Here is a 14109-nt window from a genome sequence, read left to right as displayed (position 1 = left end):
GGCACTGGCAAAACTGTCCGCATCCGCCTTTTTGTGTGTCAGATGCAGAAAGGGAAACTCACCACAAGGTTGATTGGTCTGGATGGATCTTCCTCCTTTTTATCTTCCTCAACTTTTCGATCGAAACGACACGCAACCTGCTTTCAAGATCGCTCTTTTCGGATATGATGTTCAGAACTTCGCGCGATCTGTCCACCACTTCCGATGGTAGGCCAGCTATGGAAGCGACCTCGATTCCATAGATCTTGTCGGCCACGCCATCGACGACCTTGTGCAGAAACACTATGTTCGAACCTTCTTCCAGCACTTGTACGGTCTTGTTGACGATGCCCTCGTAGAGATTCGCAAGCTCTGTGAGTTCGGTGAAATGTGTGGCGAAGATGCACTTGCAACCGATCTTGTTGTGTATGTACTCACTCACCGCCCAAGCGATGCTGATACCATCGAAGGTGCTCGTACCGCGTCCGACTTCATCCAGAAGAACGAGACTGTCCTTCGTTGCGTGGTAGATGATCTTGGCGACCTCGTTCATCTCGGTGAGGAAGGTGCTTCGACCCGCCACGACGTCGTCCCGCACACCCATCTTGGCGAAGATCCTATCGAAGATCGGGAGAATGGCCTCATCGGCAGGAACGAAACTGCCCATCTGTGCCATGACGGCGATGAGTCCAACCTGTCTGACGAAGGTGGATTTACCGCTCATGTTTGGACCGGTGAGCACGACGAAGGAACTTTCGTTGTTCAAGGTGAGATCGTTCGGAACGAAGTTTTCAACCTTTCGCTCCACGATGGGATGTCTCGAATTTTTCAAGACCAGTTCGCTCTGGGAAAACACGGGTTTGGTGTATCTATACTGAACGGCCGCCGTGGCGAGAGATGCGAGCACATCGATGATCGCAAGAAAGTCGGCCAGTTTGGCGAGACGCTGCTTTCTTTCGAGTGCGAAGTTGCACAATCTGTCGAACAGTTCTTTTTCCTTCTTTGCGAGTTTCTCTTTGGCGGAAAGTATCTTCTCTTCGAAAGCTTTCAACTCTTCGGTGACGAAACGCTCACAGTTGACGAGCGTCTGCTTTCTGATGTAATCTTTCGGGACTTTAGAGAGGTTCGATTTGGTGATCTCGATGTAGTAACCAAAAACTTCGTTGTAACCGATCCTCAGATTGTTTATACCAGTCTTCATCCTCTCTCTCTGCTCTATCTGTTTGAGAAACTCTTCCGCGTTGAAGACCAAATTCCTCAGCTCGTCCAGCTCTGGATCGTAACTGGGTTTGATCACGTTACCTTCACCCAAGTTCATGGAAGGTTCATCCTGCAAAGCCGAGCTCAATTCACCGAAGAGATCTTCCAGACAATCCAGCTCTTTCGCCTCTTCGAACACTTCGTTGGTCTGAAGGGCCGATCTGATCGATGGACACACAGCCAGCGTGGCTTTGATGTTCACAAGGTCTTTCACAGTCGCTCTGTTGTACTCCAAACGCGTCGAGATCCTCTGTAGGTCCTTCACTGAGGCTAAATATTCTCTGATCTCGCTTAGAAGGATTCGATCTTTCACGAAAGCTTCGACCCTCTTCAATCTCCAATCTATCTTCGATTTGTCCCTGAGCGGTTGGAGCAACCATTGCTTCAGAAGGCGAGCGCCCATGGAAGTTTTGGTGAAGTTGAGCACATCGAACAGGCTCATTTGACCAGAATCGCTCAACAATCCGAGTTGTTCCACACTGGTGGCGTCCAGAAACACATAATCGCTGGACCTCAAAGCCCTGGGTGGTTTCAAAAAGATCTGCTGGGACATGAGGGTGTATCTGATGTACCTCACCAGCGCCGCGAAGGCAATTTTTCCTTCAGAAAGCTCCAGATGGTCCACCACCGCGACGTTGAACGCCTGTGCGATGTCACGATCCGCGTTCGAAGGGTTCATGTGCCAATCTTGCAGCGGTTCGAGCACGACGCTATCTGAAAACTTCCCCTCGAGCGATTTTCTCAACGACGGTTCGAACAAAACTTGACTCGTTCCGACGGATCTCAAAAGATCGCACAATTCGTCCAGATCTTCCACCACAGTCCAGAAGGTCTCACCGGTCGATATGTCCGCACCAGCGGACACGTAACGATCGTTCTGCTTGCAAACGACGACCAAATAGTTGTTCGAAGAACCATCCAAGAGCTCTTCTTCGATCAAGGTGCCGGGTGTGACGATCCTGGTGACTTGCCTGCGCACCAAACCTTTGGCCGTTGCGGGATCTTCCATCTGATCGCATATGGCGACCTTGTAACCGAGCTGAACGAGCCTCTTCAGATAAGAATTCAATGCATGATAGGGCACACCAGCCATGGGTGCGCCTTGACGTTGTGTGAGGACTATGTCGAGTTTTTCAGAAACGATCTTGGCATCGTCGAAGAAAGCTTCGTAGAAGTCACCGAGCCGAAAGAGCAGGATCGCATCCTTGTATTTGGATTTTATCTGCATGTACTGCTCCATCATGGGGGTGAGTTTCAAACAACTCACCTTCTTTTTGGCTCGATCACCCTGTCTATGAGTCCGTACTGGAGTGCCTCGTAAGCGTCCATGAAGAAATCTCTGTCTGTGTCTTTTTCGATCCTTTCGATTGGTTGACCTGTCTTTTCACTGAGTATCTTGTTTATGAGATTCTTTATCCTCAACAGTTCTTTCGTGATTATCTCGATGTCCTTGACGGGACCTTCGGCACCACCTAGAGGTTGGTGCAACATGATCCTGGCGTTCGGCAGTGCGAAGCGTTTGCCTTTAGTTCCACTGGCGAGCAAAACGGCCGCCATGGACGCCGCTTGACCGACACAGATGGTGACCACGTCGCATTTGACGTACTGCATCGTGTCGTAGATCGCAAGACCTGAGGTGACGGAACCACCAGGACTGTTTATGTAAAGCTGTATGTCTTTGTCAGGATCTTCGGCCTCGAGGAAGAGGAGTTGTGCCACGACGAGGTTCGCCGTGTGATCGTCGATGGGATAACCCAAAAAGACGATCCTGTCTTTGAGGAGGCGCGAATAGATATCGTAGGCTCGCTCGTACCTTCCCGTGGTCTCAATCACCGTTGGTATCAACTGCGCTATTTCTCTCTGATCCATCTTCCTTCACCTCCTCAGGTTTCACATCCACGATCTTACACTTTTCCAAAATGGCGTCGGCGATCTTCTGTTTGATCAATTGATCCTTGACATCCTCATAGACATCCTTTCGGTTGCGAAGGATCGATTTCGCACGTTCGACGGATATGCCCCACGCAACTGCGAGTTTCTCTGCCTGTGAAAAGATCTCCTCGTCGCTCACCTCGATGTGGTTCAAACGCGCAGCTTCATCGATCGCGTACTCCGCTTTGAGCTGTTGTAGATAATAACGCTTGATGCTCTCTAGAAGCTTTTTTTCATCGTTTTGGTGGTCTTTCAGTAACTTTTCGTACTCGTCACGCCTCGATTTGATATCTTCGAGAGCCTGTTCGGCGAGTCTTTCGAGAGTCCTATCGGAGATCTTCAGCTCACAAGTTCTGATCAACATGTCTATCGCTTGATCTTGCAGAAAGTGCTTGGTGTCCCTCTCGTAGACCTCGCTTCCTTCTTTTTCGAGTGCTTCTTTCAACTGTTGCAACGTTTCGTATTCGGAATTGACGGTCTTGGCGAACTCGTCACTGATCGCAGGCAATGTTCTACTGTTCAGCTGAAGGATTTCTATCTTGTAGCGATAAACTTTCCCATCTTCGAAGGATTTTTCGAACTCGACGATGTCACCAGCTCTCTTTCCCACGAGTTCGGTGACGATGGGCCTGTCGTCATCCGCGTGGAGAACGTATTCGACCTCTTTACCGTCCAAGATGGTCTTGTCGGCCGAAAAGATCGTCATCTTCACCCTGACCAGATCTCCGTGCTCCGCGGGACCATCCTTCGGCTGAACGATGGCGTGTGCTTGCTGAAGCTCTTTGAGTCTCTCTTCCACGTACCTTTCTAGCACGGAAGGTTTGTCGAGTTTCTTCAGCTCGAACTCTTCAAAAGGTTTCAACTGAACGGCAGGTCTTCTATGCACCTCAACGGTGAACTTCGAACCACTCTCGTTGAGTTCGAAATCCACCAGGTAGATCGGCAGGATACGATCTTCGTCGCTAAGATCTTTTGAAATGCTGGCCCAGAGCTCTTCAAAGGTTTCCGCTTTGAGCGTTTCTGGAAATCTAACACGCACGATCTGTTCTGGAACTTTACCTTTCCTGAAACCAGGCACTTCCACACGTTGTGACAGCTTCTTCAAAGCGTTCGACTCTGCCATGCGCGTTTCTTCTTGGTCGAAGAGATATTCGTACGTGACGATGTTTTCATCGACGTTCACGACGTTCCGTTTCATTCTGCTTCCTCCTTCACAAAGCACATTATACAACGATCACAAAAAGGGCGGGCACAACGTCCCGCCCCGTGTTTGGCTGGGAGGGGAGGACTCGAACCTCCACCGGCGGATCCAGAGTCCGCTGTCCTACCGTTAGACGACCTCCCACTGCCGTTGCTATTTTACCATCATTCTTGGACGGTTTCAAGCTACTTTTGGATGGTTTATAATAAGAGAGTGTGTCCAAAACCTCCAAGGGGGGAGCGGAGATGGTGAAGGGATTGTCGATAGTTTTTTTAATGCTGATCTGTGCGGTGCTCATCGGAGCGGACTACGCCTTTTATTACGATTGTACCCCAGACAAAGAGACTGCAATCCTCGTGTCCAACGTCAGCGATGAGCAATGTTACGTGAGATTACTCGTGTTCGATAACAACGGCAAAAGACTGCACCAAGAAGTTTTGACGTTAGATCCGTACAAATCTGTGATTTTCGACCTCAGCCGTGTGGTCACACCGAGCCCTTCAGCTTGGGGACTGACCATGCTGCAATCGGATGGGCTTTTACAGATCTCCATCGTGTATTCGGACCGTGATCTTCTCGTCTCGAGGGACCACGTCATAGAACCTGTCACAACGAGTAGTGACGCCAAGTACTACTGGTACACCTTGGGTTATGTGAACTCCAAAAGCTTCAAGACAGGTTTTGCGATAATGAATCCCAACAAGGTGGAAGCTCAAGTGTACATCTACATTTACGATGCTTCAGGCAAGACGCTGGAAGAGTTGTCTGGCACGATACAACCTTACAACAGCGTGTACGTGCTTGTGTCCGAAAGGATCGAAAAGGAAACCTTCGGCGTTATCGACATCAGATCGACCGTGCCGATAGTTCTAGGTGTAGAATACTTTTTGGAAGATAAGATCTGGCAGATAGATAACATCGTGGATTGGTACACAACGACGAGTTGGTGAGGTGAAGGTCCGTGCGAGCCGTTGTTGTGCTGATCTTGATGTTCTGCACTTTGACATTGGCGAGTTACGTTGTGGTGGTGAGAACCGAGCCGTTCTCTTCCGTGTACGTGGATGGAGTTTACAGAGGCATGACCAACGTGGAAGGAGTTTTGGTGCTCAACTTTCAATCCACAGGACAGTACAGGATCACCGTGGTCAAATCGTTCTATGTACCGTTCGAAGGGGTCGTGTTCGTCACCCAAGCTGGTCAGATCTTGGTGGAAGCACCTCTGAGGCGTGGTGGTTATCTGAGAATCTTTTCGAACGTGTATCCCGTAGAAGTGTACGCCGAACAGCGCTATCTTGGAACTGTGAGGAGCGTCAAAGACACCATCTTGGCACCAGAAGGTAGCATCCATCTGACGTTCAAAGCGAGCGGTTATCAACCTCAAACTCAGCTCGTGAACATCGCTTACGCTAGGGAGACGACGGTGAATTTGACGTTGATCGAAGAAACGTTGGTCGTGAACCTCAAGGTGGAACCGAAGAGTTTCTCACCGAACAACGATTGGTATCAAGACACGACGAGCTTCTACATCTTCCTTTCCAAGCCAGCGGACCTGATCGTCAACGTCTTGGACAAGACCAATAAGATAGTTTGGTCCAAAACGTTGAAGGGAAACAGCGGTACCAACGTGGTGGTGTGGAGCGCTACGGACGTACCGGACGGTGAGTACAGCGTGGAAGTGGTGGCGAACACTCCGGAAGAGTCCTACACAGCACGAGAAACGGTGATCGTCGATAGGAGCGTTTACACTTACACGAAGGAAAAGATCTTGACGGTGTCCGCTATTGGGTTGGGAGCGGTTTTGTTGCTGTTCTTGATCTCAGCTTCTCGTTGATCTTGTGAGTGGATTCGATCGGTTTAACGGTGACTTTCTTTTTCTCTTCGGTCTGAATCCAACCACAGAGACCAAGTTTTAAGGCGTACTCTATGACGCGCTCGTATTCTTCCGCACTGATCCTTCTTCCTATCAGCGGATCGAACCTCGCGCTGAAGACGGGGTTGTACTGCGACATGATCGAGACTGGAACGGTTGGTGAGAGAGAAAAGAAGATGAAATCCAGCACCCGTTCAGACTGAGCCACGTTGTTGGGGAGCACCAAGTGTCGAACGATCAGACCCTTCATCCTCTCTTCTTTGAAGGGACCGACCTGTCTGTGCATCTCGATGAGAGCTCTACTGGTGATGGTGAAATAATCGGGAACTTTTGAATACTTCATCCCAGTTTCATCGTCCGCATACCTGATGTCTGCAAGGTAGATATCGACGATCCCTTCGAGCATCCTCAGAGTTTCCACGTTCTCATAGCTACTGGTGTTGTAAACGATCGGCAGGTTGAAACCCTTCTCTTTCGCCATGAACAGAGCGTCGATGACGAACGGCATGTTCGCGGTGGGTGTGACGAGGTTCAACGTTTTGGCACCACTCTTTTGAAGGTCCAAGAAGATCTCGGCCAGTTCTTCTACATCCACTTCGACTCCCAAGCCTTTCTGACTGAAGTTCATGTTCTGACAGTAAATACAGCGCATATTGCAACCGGTGAAAAAAACAGTTCCAGCACCACTCTCACCACTCACCGGGGGTTCTTCACCGAAGTGCAACACGACGCTGCTCAGCTTGGCTTTATCGCCAACGCCACACCAGCCGAGCTTGGAACGACGATCGACTTCACAGTTGCGTGGACACAACTTACAGCTCAAAAGGTTCTTTCTGAACCACTCTCGAACTCGTTCATCCATTTCGATACTCCACAACCGCCGAAAGACCGGAGAGTTTTTCGATGAGATCTTCGTAACCTCTGAAAATCTGATCCACCTCTTCTATGACGGTCGTACCTTTGGCCATGAGTCCAGCGATCAAGAGTGCGGCTGCAGCCCTGAGATCGGTCGCCTTCACCATGGTCCCTTGAAGCTTCTCCACACCATAAACGACGGCCACACCATCCTTGACCTCTATTTTGGCTCCAAGTCTCCTCAGTTCATCTACGTGTTGAAACCTCGATTTGAAGACCGTTTCGACGATGATGGACGTTCCAACCGCCGTGCTCAGATAAGCGATCATCTGAGGTTGAAGGTCTGTGGGAAAACCTGGATAGGGAGTCACCTGCAGTTTCAAAGGTCTTGGGCGATCTTTCATGCGGACCAGCAAGCTTTTGCCCTCGATCCTCAGCTCCGCACCGGACTGAGCCAGCGCGTCTATGGCCGCCATCATGTGGTCGGGTTGCACGTTCTCCAGAACCACCTCTCCTTCAGTCGCGGCTGCGGCGATCGCGTAAGTGCCAGCCTCTATTCTATCTGGGATGATGCTGTGCTCACACGAACTTAACCGATCCACCCCTTCGACTTCGATCCTGCGCGTTCCTGCACCCGAGATCTTCGCACCACACTTGATCAAGAACTGTGCGAGATCGACTATCTCTGGTTCCATCGCCGCGTTGTCCACGATCGTTTTCGTTCCTTCGAGCAGAACGGCGGTGGTCATGATGTGTTCGGTTGCACCGACGCTGGGGAAGGGGAAAGAAACGTAGCATTCCTTTTGCCTCTTTTCCCTCTTGGCTCTGACCACACCGTGTTCTATCTGAACGGAAAAGCCGAGCTTTTGAAGGCCCTCCAGGTGGAAATCCACAGGTCTAACGCCGATCGAACAACCCCCTGGTAGAGCCACCGAGGCTTCCCCACACTTCACGGCGAGCGGACCGAGAACGTTGAAGGAAGCACGCATCTTCCTGACAGGTTCGTACGGCACTTCACACTTCAGTTGGGCCTTCGAACGCACCAAAACCGTGTTGTTTTCGAAGCGCACCTCACGACCGACCGACTCCAATATCTCGAACATGGTCCTCACGTCGAGCAAGTCTGGAACGTTATGGAGCAACACAGGTTCATCCAACAAGATCGTCGCTGCAAGGATCGGCAGTGCCGAATTCTTCGCACCAGAGATCTTTACAGAACCTTTCAGTCGTGATTCTCCATGAACTATGAGCTTTCCCATCAGCTGACCTCCGCGTAGAGTTCTTTCATCATTTCTTCGAGGTTGGAAGCATCCTCTGGATAAGATCTGAAAGAGATCTTCACAGGAACACTCAAATGAAGCTCGATGGAAGACTTGATCCTGTCGATCACCTTGAGCGTGTTTTCCTTGCTTATCTCGGTGAGCAGGATCGCGAACGTGTCTTCACTCAACCTTCCAACGCTGTCCATGGGCACACGCACCACAGTCTTCAAAAGCTTGGCTAAGGCCAACAGATTCGCCTCGAAGTTTTCGTCCCTCCGTGGCAGGCGGACCAAGATCAGACCGTAGCTGCGGTTGTCTTCGAACGCTCTCTGATGGTAGTAGGCTATCAACTTGCTGATGTGTTCCGCCGAATAGACCCTCGTGAGAGGATCTATGATCCTGCTCGTTCCGATATCACGGACGAACTCATCGTAGATTTCGAATTGTTTCCTGATGAATTCGTTGTATTCTCTGATGAGTTGTTCCATCTGCGCTTCGCGTGCCTTGTAATACTCGAGCTGATCTTCCAGCATCTTGATCTTCTCCAAAAGTTCCCGCTTTTCTTCCACGACTTTCCCTCCCCGCACAATAATGATTATAATAGCACTGTGAATCTTCCGTGCGAGATGGTACCAACAACTTTCGATTCGAAAGATCGATGTTGTCAAGTTACAAATTACTGTGGTATGATTTATAGGGCAACAAAAAGTTTCTGAGAGGTGAGATGGAGTGAAGAAGGATATTCATCCACAGATGAAGCTGGTGACAGTGAAGTGTGCGTGTGGCGCAGAGCACAGGTTCTACACATCCAAAGATACCATCAGGATCGACGTGTGTTCGAACTGCCATCCTCTGTACAAGGGACAAACGGGTGCAGGACTCGTCATAGACACGGAAGGACGCATCGAGAAATTCAAGCGCAGATACGGAGGCGTCGAGTATTGATGTTCCATAAATCCTTAAGGAGGGTTAGTTTGTGGTAAAGGTTGGCGACGTCGTGAAGAGCAGAGTTACACAGATAACAAAGTATGGAGCTGTCGTCACACTCGAGAACGGTGAAACTGGGTTCATCCACATCTCCAAGATCGCGAATCAGTACGTCAAGAACGTCGAGGACTTTCTGAAACAGGGCCAAGAGGTCACAGCGAAGATCATCGGCAAAACACGCGATGGGAAATGGGAACTGTCCTTGAAAGAGGAGAAAAGCCAAGAAGAGCAGAAAGACGCAAAGAAGGCCGAGTTCGAGAAAAAGCTAGCCAGATTCCTCAGAGACAGCGAAAAAAAGTTTGCAGAGTACAAGAAGAGGGCAGAGAAAAAGGGAGGAAGGTTCTGATCAGAAAGCCCATCTAGTTGGAAATTCTTCCGTGTTTCTCACCACCACCACTTTTGTTCCTACGTCAACGAAAGCATCGATCGTTTCGATATCTTGGTTGAACATGCGGATGCAACCGTGGGAGATCCTCTTACCGATTTCCCACGGTTTTGTTGTCCCGTGTATACCGTAAGTTGGATTCGAAAGCTGGAAGAACCTCGTTCCCAAACCGTTGATGGGTGAACGCGGGGGTATGTACTCGCCGAACCAGTACAGGGCAGGGTCTACCTCCTTCTTCATGATCCAGTAGGTACCCGGGGGAGTCATGTCGCTCCTACCCACCGCGACGGGAAAAACTTTCACAAGAACTCCGTTGTAGTAGAGTGCCAGCCTGCCCGTGCTGATGTTGATGACCAAACTCGTCAAGGAAGCATCGAAATGTACCCTCGCAAGCTTGAGCACGGTGCCAGAAACGATGAAACTGCCATCTTCAATGCCGTTGGCGAGCTCCAAATCCGCGATCCTCAGACCGTACATGTTGGCTATGGACCACAACGTTTCACCGGGTTTGACCACGTGGTTGTATGGAGGAACCGGTTCGACCTTCATCGGTGCTTTTGAGCCCCTGAGCAAGTTCACGAGCCCATGGAAGACGAACACATCCATCTTCAAAGTCTTCTTCAAACCGTACGGGAGCTGAAAATTGAGTGTGAGTGCGTGTATGCCGTCTTTTGGCTTTTCCGAAGTGTAGAGGTACAGAATATCGTTGAAGGTGAACCTTTTGAACCTGAGGTTTTGAAATTCACAATCGGTGAACTGCCAACTCCGTGGAAGTTTGATACCTATGTAGAGAACGTGTTTTTCAGGATCCGTGAAGAGAAAGATCTGAGGTTCTTGCCTGTAAGCAGACAACGTCACGAAAGAAGGATTGCTTCCCCTCATCGGGTAACCTGCCGAGTTTTTTCCAAACGCTTCCACGATGATCCAATCGGTGCGTGAAACATCGAAGAAGAAAGAGTCTTCACCGCGTCGTTTGGCGACCCTATGGCCAGTTTGCGTGAAGAGATAGGCTTTGGTTTGCTCAACAGGCGTGTAGATCGGCTTCAAAGCCAACTCTATGGTTTCTTTCTCGAAAGACCTGACGATCAACTCATGGGTTGTACCAAAGATCAGCAAGCTCGCCAAGAATGGCAAGAGCGATACGATCCTTCGCATCTGGACCAACCCGCTTTTTCGAACCATCCTTCTTTATGATCAACACACTGTTTTGATCGCTACCCATCGCCCGCACATCGTTCGCCACGATCATGTCCATGTTCTTTTTCTTCAGTTTGTCTTCAGCGTAAGCTTCGAGATCATCTGTTTCGACGGCGAAACCGATCAGTATCTGCTTGCTCTTCATCTTTCCAAGCTCTTCGAGGATGTCTTTGGTCCTGACGAGTTCTATGGTCAAACTCTCCGTCGTCTTTTTGACTTTGCTGGAAAACTTCACCGCGGGGGTGTAATCGGCCACGGCCGCCGCCATGATCACGGCGTCCACCGAGTTGAACCTCTTCACCACCTGCTCGAACATCTCCTGCGCACTCTCAACTTTCACGAATTCTTTTATGAAGAAAGGTGGCGTCAAACTGGTGGGACCAGAGATCAGCGTGACTTCCGCTCCCAACCTCACCGCCATCCTCGCCAGCTGATAGCCCATCTTACCACTGGAACGGTTGCTTATCGTTCGAACCGGATCTATGCTCTCCCACGTCGGTCCCGCCGTCACCAACAGGCGGAGACCTTTGAGCGGTTTGTCGCTTCCAAGGATGTATATGGCTTCTTGAACGATCTCGTTCTCTGGATATCTCCCTCGGCCGAACTCGCCACAGGCGAGGTGGCCTTCCGCAGGTTCCAAAACCCACCAACCTTTGTGTCGCAATTTTTCGATGTTTTCCTGAGTTATTGGATTTTCAAACATCCTCACGTTCATCGCTGGCACCAAGAGCTTCTTTTCCCCACTGAAAGCCAGGCACACCATCGTGAGTAGATTGTCTGCTATGCCGTGTGCGATCTTCGCGATCGTGTTGGCGGTCGCCGGAGCTATCACCAGCACATCTGGCCATCTGGACAGTTCGGTGTGCGGTATCCAACCGTCTTTTATGTTGAACGCATCGTCGTCCGTGTAGACAGGACAACTGCCGACGGCAGAAAACAAGTCTTTGGAAACCAGCTTCTGAGCGCTCTGAGTCATGACGATCCTCAGTTCGTGTCCATCTTTTCTCAGACCGCTCGCCAATCCAACGACTTTGTAGAGTGCGATACAACCTGTGACACCGATGAGGATCTTCATGCACAATCACTTCGTGTTCGGAAGCAGTATGCGGAGTATCTCCTCGTTCTTTATCCTCACGTATCCATCCAGCAACTCGCGGAAGGCTATCGACACTGGGTTGTTGTCTGGCGTCGAAACGTAAGGCTTGGCGTACTCTTTGATCGCTTCAGCCCTCTTGGCGACGGCTATGGGGACAGCGTACTTGTATGGGATCTTCGAAGACAACTTGTCATAATCGAAGATCTGTTTACTCACGTGGAACCACCTCCGATCGAAAACAGTTTGTGAAATCCCAATCGTTCGATCACCCTGCTGACTTTCAGTTGCTCTGCAACTATGATAGATGTGAGCTGTTCTATCGATTCTTGAAGATCCACGTTCACGATCAAGTATTGAAACTTGGGTATCTGTTCCAGCTCCCTCTTCGCATCCTCCAACCTCTTGAGCATGTCCTCTTCTTTCTCCGTACCGCGTTTCAACAAACGTTTTTTCAACTCATCGAAAGACGGCGGTGCTATGAACACGAACACCGCGTCCTTGATTTTCTTCATCACCGTCGTGGCACCCTGCACGTCTATGTCGAGTATGACGTTGATGCCTTTTTGGATCTGCTCTTCAACGAACTTGCGTGGCGTACCGTAGTAGTGACCATGAACGACTGCCCATTCTAAAAACTCGTCCTTCTGCACCATGTCCAAGAAGGTTCTTTCGTCCACGAAAAAATAGTCTCGACCTTCAACTTCGTTGGGACGTTTCGGCCGAGTGGTACAGGAAACGGAAAAGACCACGTTCCTGACCTTCTTCATCACACCTTCGATGATTGACGTTTTGCCGACACCGGAAGGACCACTTATCACGTACAACAATCCCGCCACGGATCTACCTCACTTTACTCAAAGCTTCCTCGATCTCTATCATCGATTCTTTGAACCTTTGAGCTATCGTTTCCGGCTGGATGGCACTCAGGATGATGTGGTTGCTGTCTGTGATTATGATGGCCCGAGTTTTACGTCCATAGGTCGCATCGATCAATTTTCCTTCGTCCCTAGCTTCTTCCTTGAGCCTCTTCAACGGAGCCGACTCCGGATTCACTATCGCGATGACCCTATCGCCAGAGATCACGTTCCCAAAACCTATGTTGATCAACCCGTACACACTCTATACCTCCTTGGACCATTTCATTCCAAGTTCTGCAACTGTTCTCTGAACTGTGAAACGAGCAACTTTCCTTTCAATCCAAGCTCCACGAGTCGTGCATCTTCAGATTTCGACAACACCGTGTTGAACTCTCTGAGCATCTCCTGAGCCAAAAAGTCCAGATGGTTACCAACAGCGTCGTTACAAACTAAAAGCTCTTTCGCCTTTTTCAAGTGACTTTCGAGCCTATCGATCTCCTCACGGACGTCCAGTTTTTGAACGTTCAACGCCACGAGGTTCTCTAGAAGGTTCGGATCGATCTGGTTAGACCCGAGCAGTTGCTCGACATTTTTGGACAACTTCTCTTTCAAAACCACCCTGATCTCTGAAGCGGACTGCCTCATGGACTCGACGGTCAGAGAGAGATCCTCAACGATCTTGAGGAGTTGCTCTGAAAGATCTTTCCCCTCCCTCGTACGCTCCGAATCGAGCTTTTCGAGAGCTTCCTCCACGACCTTTTTGCAAGCTTCCCAGAGACGTTCTTCCTGCTCTCTCGGTAGTTCGAACCTCACCAGCTCGCGGAACCTGAGTAGATGGTCCAGATTGACTGGTTCAGGTATGCCGAGCCTCGTGACGAGATCTTCCAAACCATCGTAGTACAACTTGGCGAGGCCAAAATCGATGTGTAAAGCTTGGGACGGTGGGGCGAGGAACTCCACGAACAACCTCAGCGAGACCTTGCCCCTCTTGATGTATCTTTGGACCAACTTGGTCAGCTCGATTTCGTAAGAAGAGAGAAAAGATGGACAACTCAGTTCCACGTTCAAATAACGAGAATTGAGAGCCTTCAGCTCGCAGTTGATCCTGTATTCATTCAAAACTCGCTCGATCTTGGCGTATCCAGTCATGCTTTTTGGCAAACAACTCACTTCCTCATGAATTATAGCATCTTTTGGCCAAATAACACCCAAAATCGTGCCATTTTCT

Annotated in this window: 16 protein-coding genes and 1 tRNA gene; 4 read left to right on the top strand and 13 right to left on the bottom strand. The window is 49.9% G+C overall.

All coding sequences use genetic code 11. The features are described from left to right. Window positions 1-58 precede the first annotated feature (58 nt). The 4 genes from mutS to NZ875_08850 all read right to left on the bottom strand — a co-directional run bounded on the left by mutS (window position 59) and on the right by NZ875_08850 (window position 4516). Window positions 59-2497, bottom strand: a complete 2439-nt coding sequence (gene mutS, locus NZ875_08865) for a DNA mismatch repair protein MutS (GenBank protein ID MCS7175845.1) — start codon at window positions 2495-2497, stop codon at window positions 59-61. A gap of 5 nt (window positions 2498-2502) precedes the next feature. Next, window positions 2503-3108, bottom strand: coding sequence for an ATP-dependent Clp endopeptidase proteolytic subunit ClpP (gene clpP / locus NZ875_08860; GenBank protein ID MCS7175844.1), 606 nt, complete (start codon window positions 3106-3108; stop codon window positions 2503-2505). Continuing rightward, window positions 3065-4369 (bottom strand): trigger factor, encoded by a 1305-nt coding sequence (gene tig, locus NZ875_08855; GenBank protein MCS7175843.1) that lies wholly within the window; start codon window positions 4367-4369, stop codon window positions 3065-3067. Before tig ends, clpP begins: the two co-directional genes overlap by 44 nt. A 73-nt stretch (window positions 4370-4442) precedes the next feature. Further along, window positions 4443-4516: transfer RNA gene (locus NZ875_08850), tRNA-Gln, on the bottom strand. Window positions 4517-4617: 101 nt separating this feature from the next. Here NZ875_08850 and NZ875_08845 point away from each other — a divergent pair. Both NZ875_08845 and NZ875_08840 read left to right on the top strand, forming a co-directional pair. Then, window positions 4618-5322: a hypothetical protein gene (locus NZ875_08845; GenBank protein ID MCS7175842.1), complete on the top strand. Its 705-nt coding sequence runs from the start codon at window positions 4618-4620 to the stop codon at window positions 5320-5322. A gap of 11 nt (window positions 5323-5333) precedes the next feature. Then, complete coding sequence (locus NZ875_08840; GenBank protein ID MCS7175841.1) at window positions 5334-6203, top strand: PEGA domain-containing protein; 870 nt, start codon at window positions 5334-5336, stop codon at window positions 6201-6203. Here NZ875_08840 and NZ875_08835 read toward each other — a convergent pair. The 3 genes from NZ875_08835 to NZ875_08825 are packed head-to-tail and all read right to left on the bottom strand — an operon-like array spanning window position 6151 to window position 8928. Next, window positions 6151-7104, bottom strand: a complete 954-nt coding sequence (locus NZ875_08835; GenBank protein ID MCS7175840.1) for a radical SAM protein — start codon at window positions 7102-7104, stop codon at window positions 6151-6153. The two genes, NZ875_08840 and NZ875_08835, sit on opposite strands and share 53 nt — an antisense overlap. Continuing rightward, entirely contained in the window at window positions 7097-8356 is a 1260-nt protein-coding gene (gene murA, locus NZ875_08830; GenBank protein MCS7175839.1) for a UDP-N-acetylglucosamine 1-carboxyvinyltransferase, read from the bottom strand. The genes NZ875_08835 and murA overlap by 8 nt, the downstream gene beginning before the upstream one ends. Continuing rightward, window positions 8356-8928 (bottom strand): diguanylate cyclase, encoded by a 573-nt coding sequence (locus tag NZ875_08825; GenBank protein ID MCS7175838.1) that lies wholly within the window; start codon window positions 8926-8928, stop codon window positions 8356-8358. The genes murA and NZ875_08825 overlap by 1 nt, the downstream gene beginning before the upstream one ends. Before the next feature lie 160 nt (window positions 8929-9088). Here NZ875_08825 and rpmE point away from each other — a divergent pair, with 160 nt between their 5' ends. Both rpmE and NZ875_08815 read left to right on the top strand, forming a co-directional pair. Continuing rightward, window positions 9089-9304 (top strand): 50S ribosomal protein L31, encoded by a 216-nt coding sequence (rpmE, locus tag NZ875_08820; GenBank protein ID MCS7175837.1) that lies wholly within the window; start codon window positions 9089-9091, stop codon window positions 9302-9304. A gap of 31 nt (window positions 9305-9335) precedes the next feature. After that, window positions 9336-9692 (top strand): S1 RNA-binding domain-containing protein, encoded by a 357-nt coding sequence (locus NZ875_08815; protein ID MCS7175836.1) that lies wholly within the window; start codon window positions 9336-9338, stop codon window positions 9690-9692. On the opposite strand, the gene NZ875_08810 is transcribed toward NZ875_08815, so the two are convergent. Genes NZ875_08810 through NZ875_08785 form a run of 6 tightly spaced genes read right to left on the bottom strand, consistent with a single transcriptional unit; the run spans window position 9693 to window position 14051 of the window. After that, window positions 9693-10886 carry a L,D-transpeptidase family protein gene (locus NZ875_08810; GenBank protein ID MCS7175835.1) on the bottom strand — a complete coding sequence of 398 codons (1194 nt, stop codon included), beginning with the start codon at window positions 10884-10886 and terminating at the stop codon, window positions 9693-9695. Continuing rightward, complete coding sequence (gene coaBC / locus NZ875_08805) at window positions 10822-12003, bottom strand: bifunctional phosphopantothenoylcysteine decarboxylase/phosphopantothenate--cysteine ligase CoaBC (GenBank protein MCS7175834.1); 1182 nt, start codon at window positions 12001-12003, stop codon at window positions 10822-10824. Before coaBC ends, NZ875_08810 begins: the two co-directional genes overlap by 65 nt. A 6-nt stretch (window positions 12004-12009) precedes the next feature. Continuing rightward, on the bottom strand, window positions 12010-12240 hold the full coding sequence (locus NZ875_08800) for a DNA-directed RNA polymerase subunit omega (protein MCS7175833.1): 231 nt from the start codon (window positions 12238-12240) through the stop codon (window positions 12010-12012). Further along, window positions 12237-12860: a guanylate kinase gene (gene gmk / locus NZ875_08795; GenBank protein MCS7175832.1), complete on the bottom strand. Its 624-nt coding sequence runs from the start codon at window positions 12858-12860 to the stop codon at window positions 12237-12239. Before gmk ends, NZ875_08800 begins: the two co-directional genes overlap by 4 nt. Window positions 12861-12864: 4 nt before the next feature. Beyond that, a complete protein-coding gene (locus NZ875_08790) occupies window positions 12865-13140 on the bottom strand; it encodes a DUF370 domain-containing protein (GenBank protein ID MCS7175831.1) in 276 nt (91 codons plus the stop codon). A gap of 23 nt (window positions 13141-13163) precedes the next feature. Next, window positions 13164-14051, bottom strand: coding sequence for a YicC family protein (locus NZ875_08785; GenBank protein MCS7175830.1), 888 nt, complete (start codon window positions 14049-14051; stop codon window positions 13164-13166). Between the last annotated feature and the right edge of the window lie 58 nt (window positions 14052-14109).

This window comes from Pseudothermotoga sp., from assembly GCA_025060105.1.
Taxonomy (GTDB): domain Bacteria; phylum Thermotogota; class Thermotogae; order Thermotogales; family DSM-5069; genus Pseudothermotoga_A.
The sequence above is the reverse complement of the archived record's forward strand: the minus strand, read 5'-3'. Positions and strand labels throughout refer to the sequence as shown.

What these genes read in the sequence shown, in the direction of transcription:
- NZ875_08810 (MCS7175835.1), bottom strand. Translation starts at nt 10,886, where the DNA reads ATGCGAAGGATCGTATCGCTCTTGCCATTCTTGGCGAGCTTGCTGATC.
- clpP (MCS7175844.1), bottom strand. Translation starts at nt 3,108, where the DNA reads ATGGATCAGAGAGAAATAGCGCAGTTGATACCAACGGTGATTGAGACC.
- tig (MCS7175843.1), bottom strand. Translation starts at nt 4,369, where the DNA reads ATGAAACGGAACGTCGTGAACGTCGATGAAAACATCGTCACGTACGAA.
- coaBC (MCS7175834.1), bottom strand. Translation starts at nt 12,003, where the DNA reads ATGAAGATCCTCATCGGTGTCACAGGTTGTATCGCACTCTACAAAGTC.
- NZ875_08845 (MCS7175842.1), top strand. Translation starts at nt 4,618, where the DNA reads ATGGTGAAGGGATTGTCGATAGTTTTTTTAATGCTGATCTGTGCGGTG.
- murA (MCS7175839.1), bottom strand. Translation starts at nt 8,356, where the DNA reads ATGGGAAAGCTCATAGTTCATGGAGAATCACGACTGAAAGGTTCTGTA.
- NZ875_08835 (MCS7175840.1), bottom strand. Translation starts at nt 7,104, where the DNA reads ATGGATGAACGAGTTCGAGAGTGGTTCAGAAAGAACCTTTTGAGCTGT.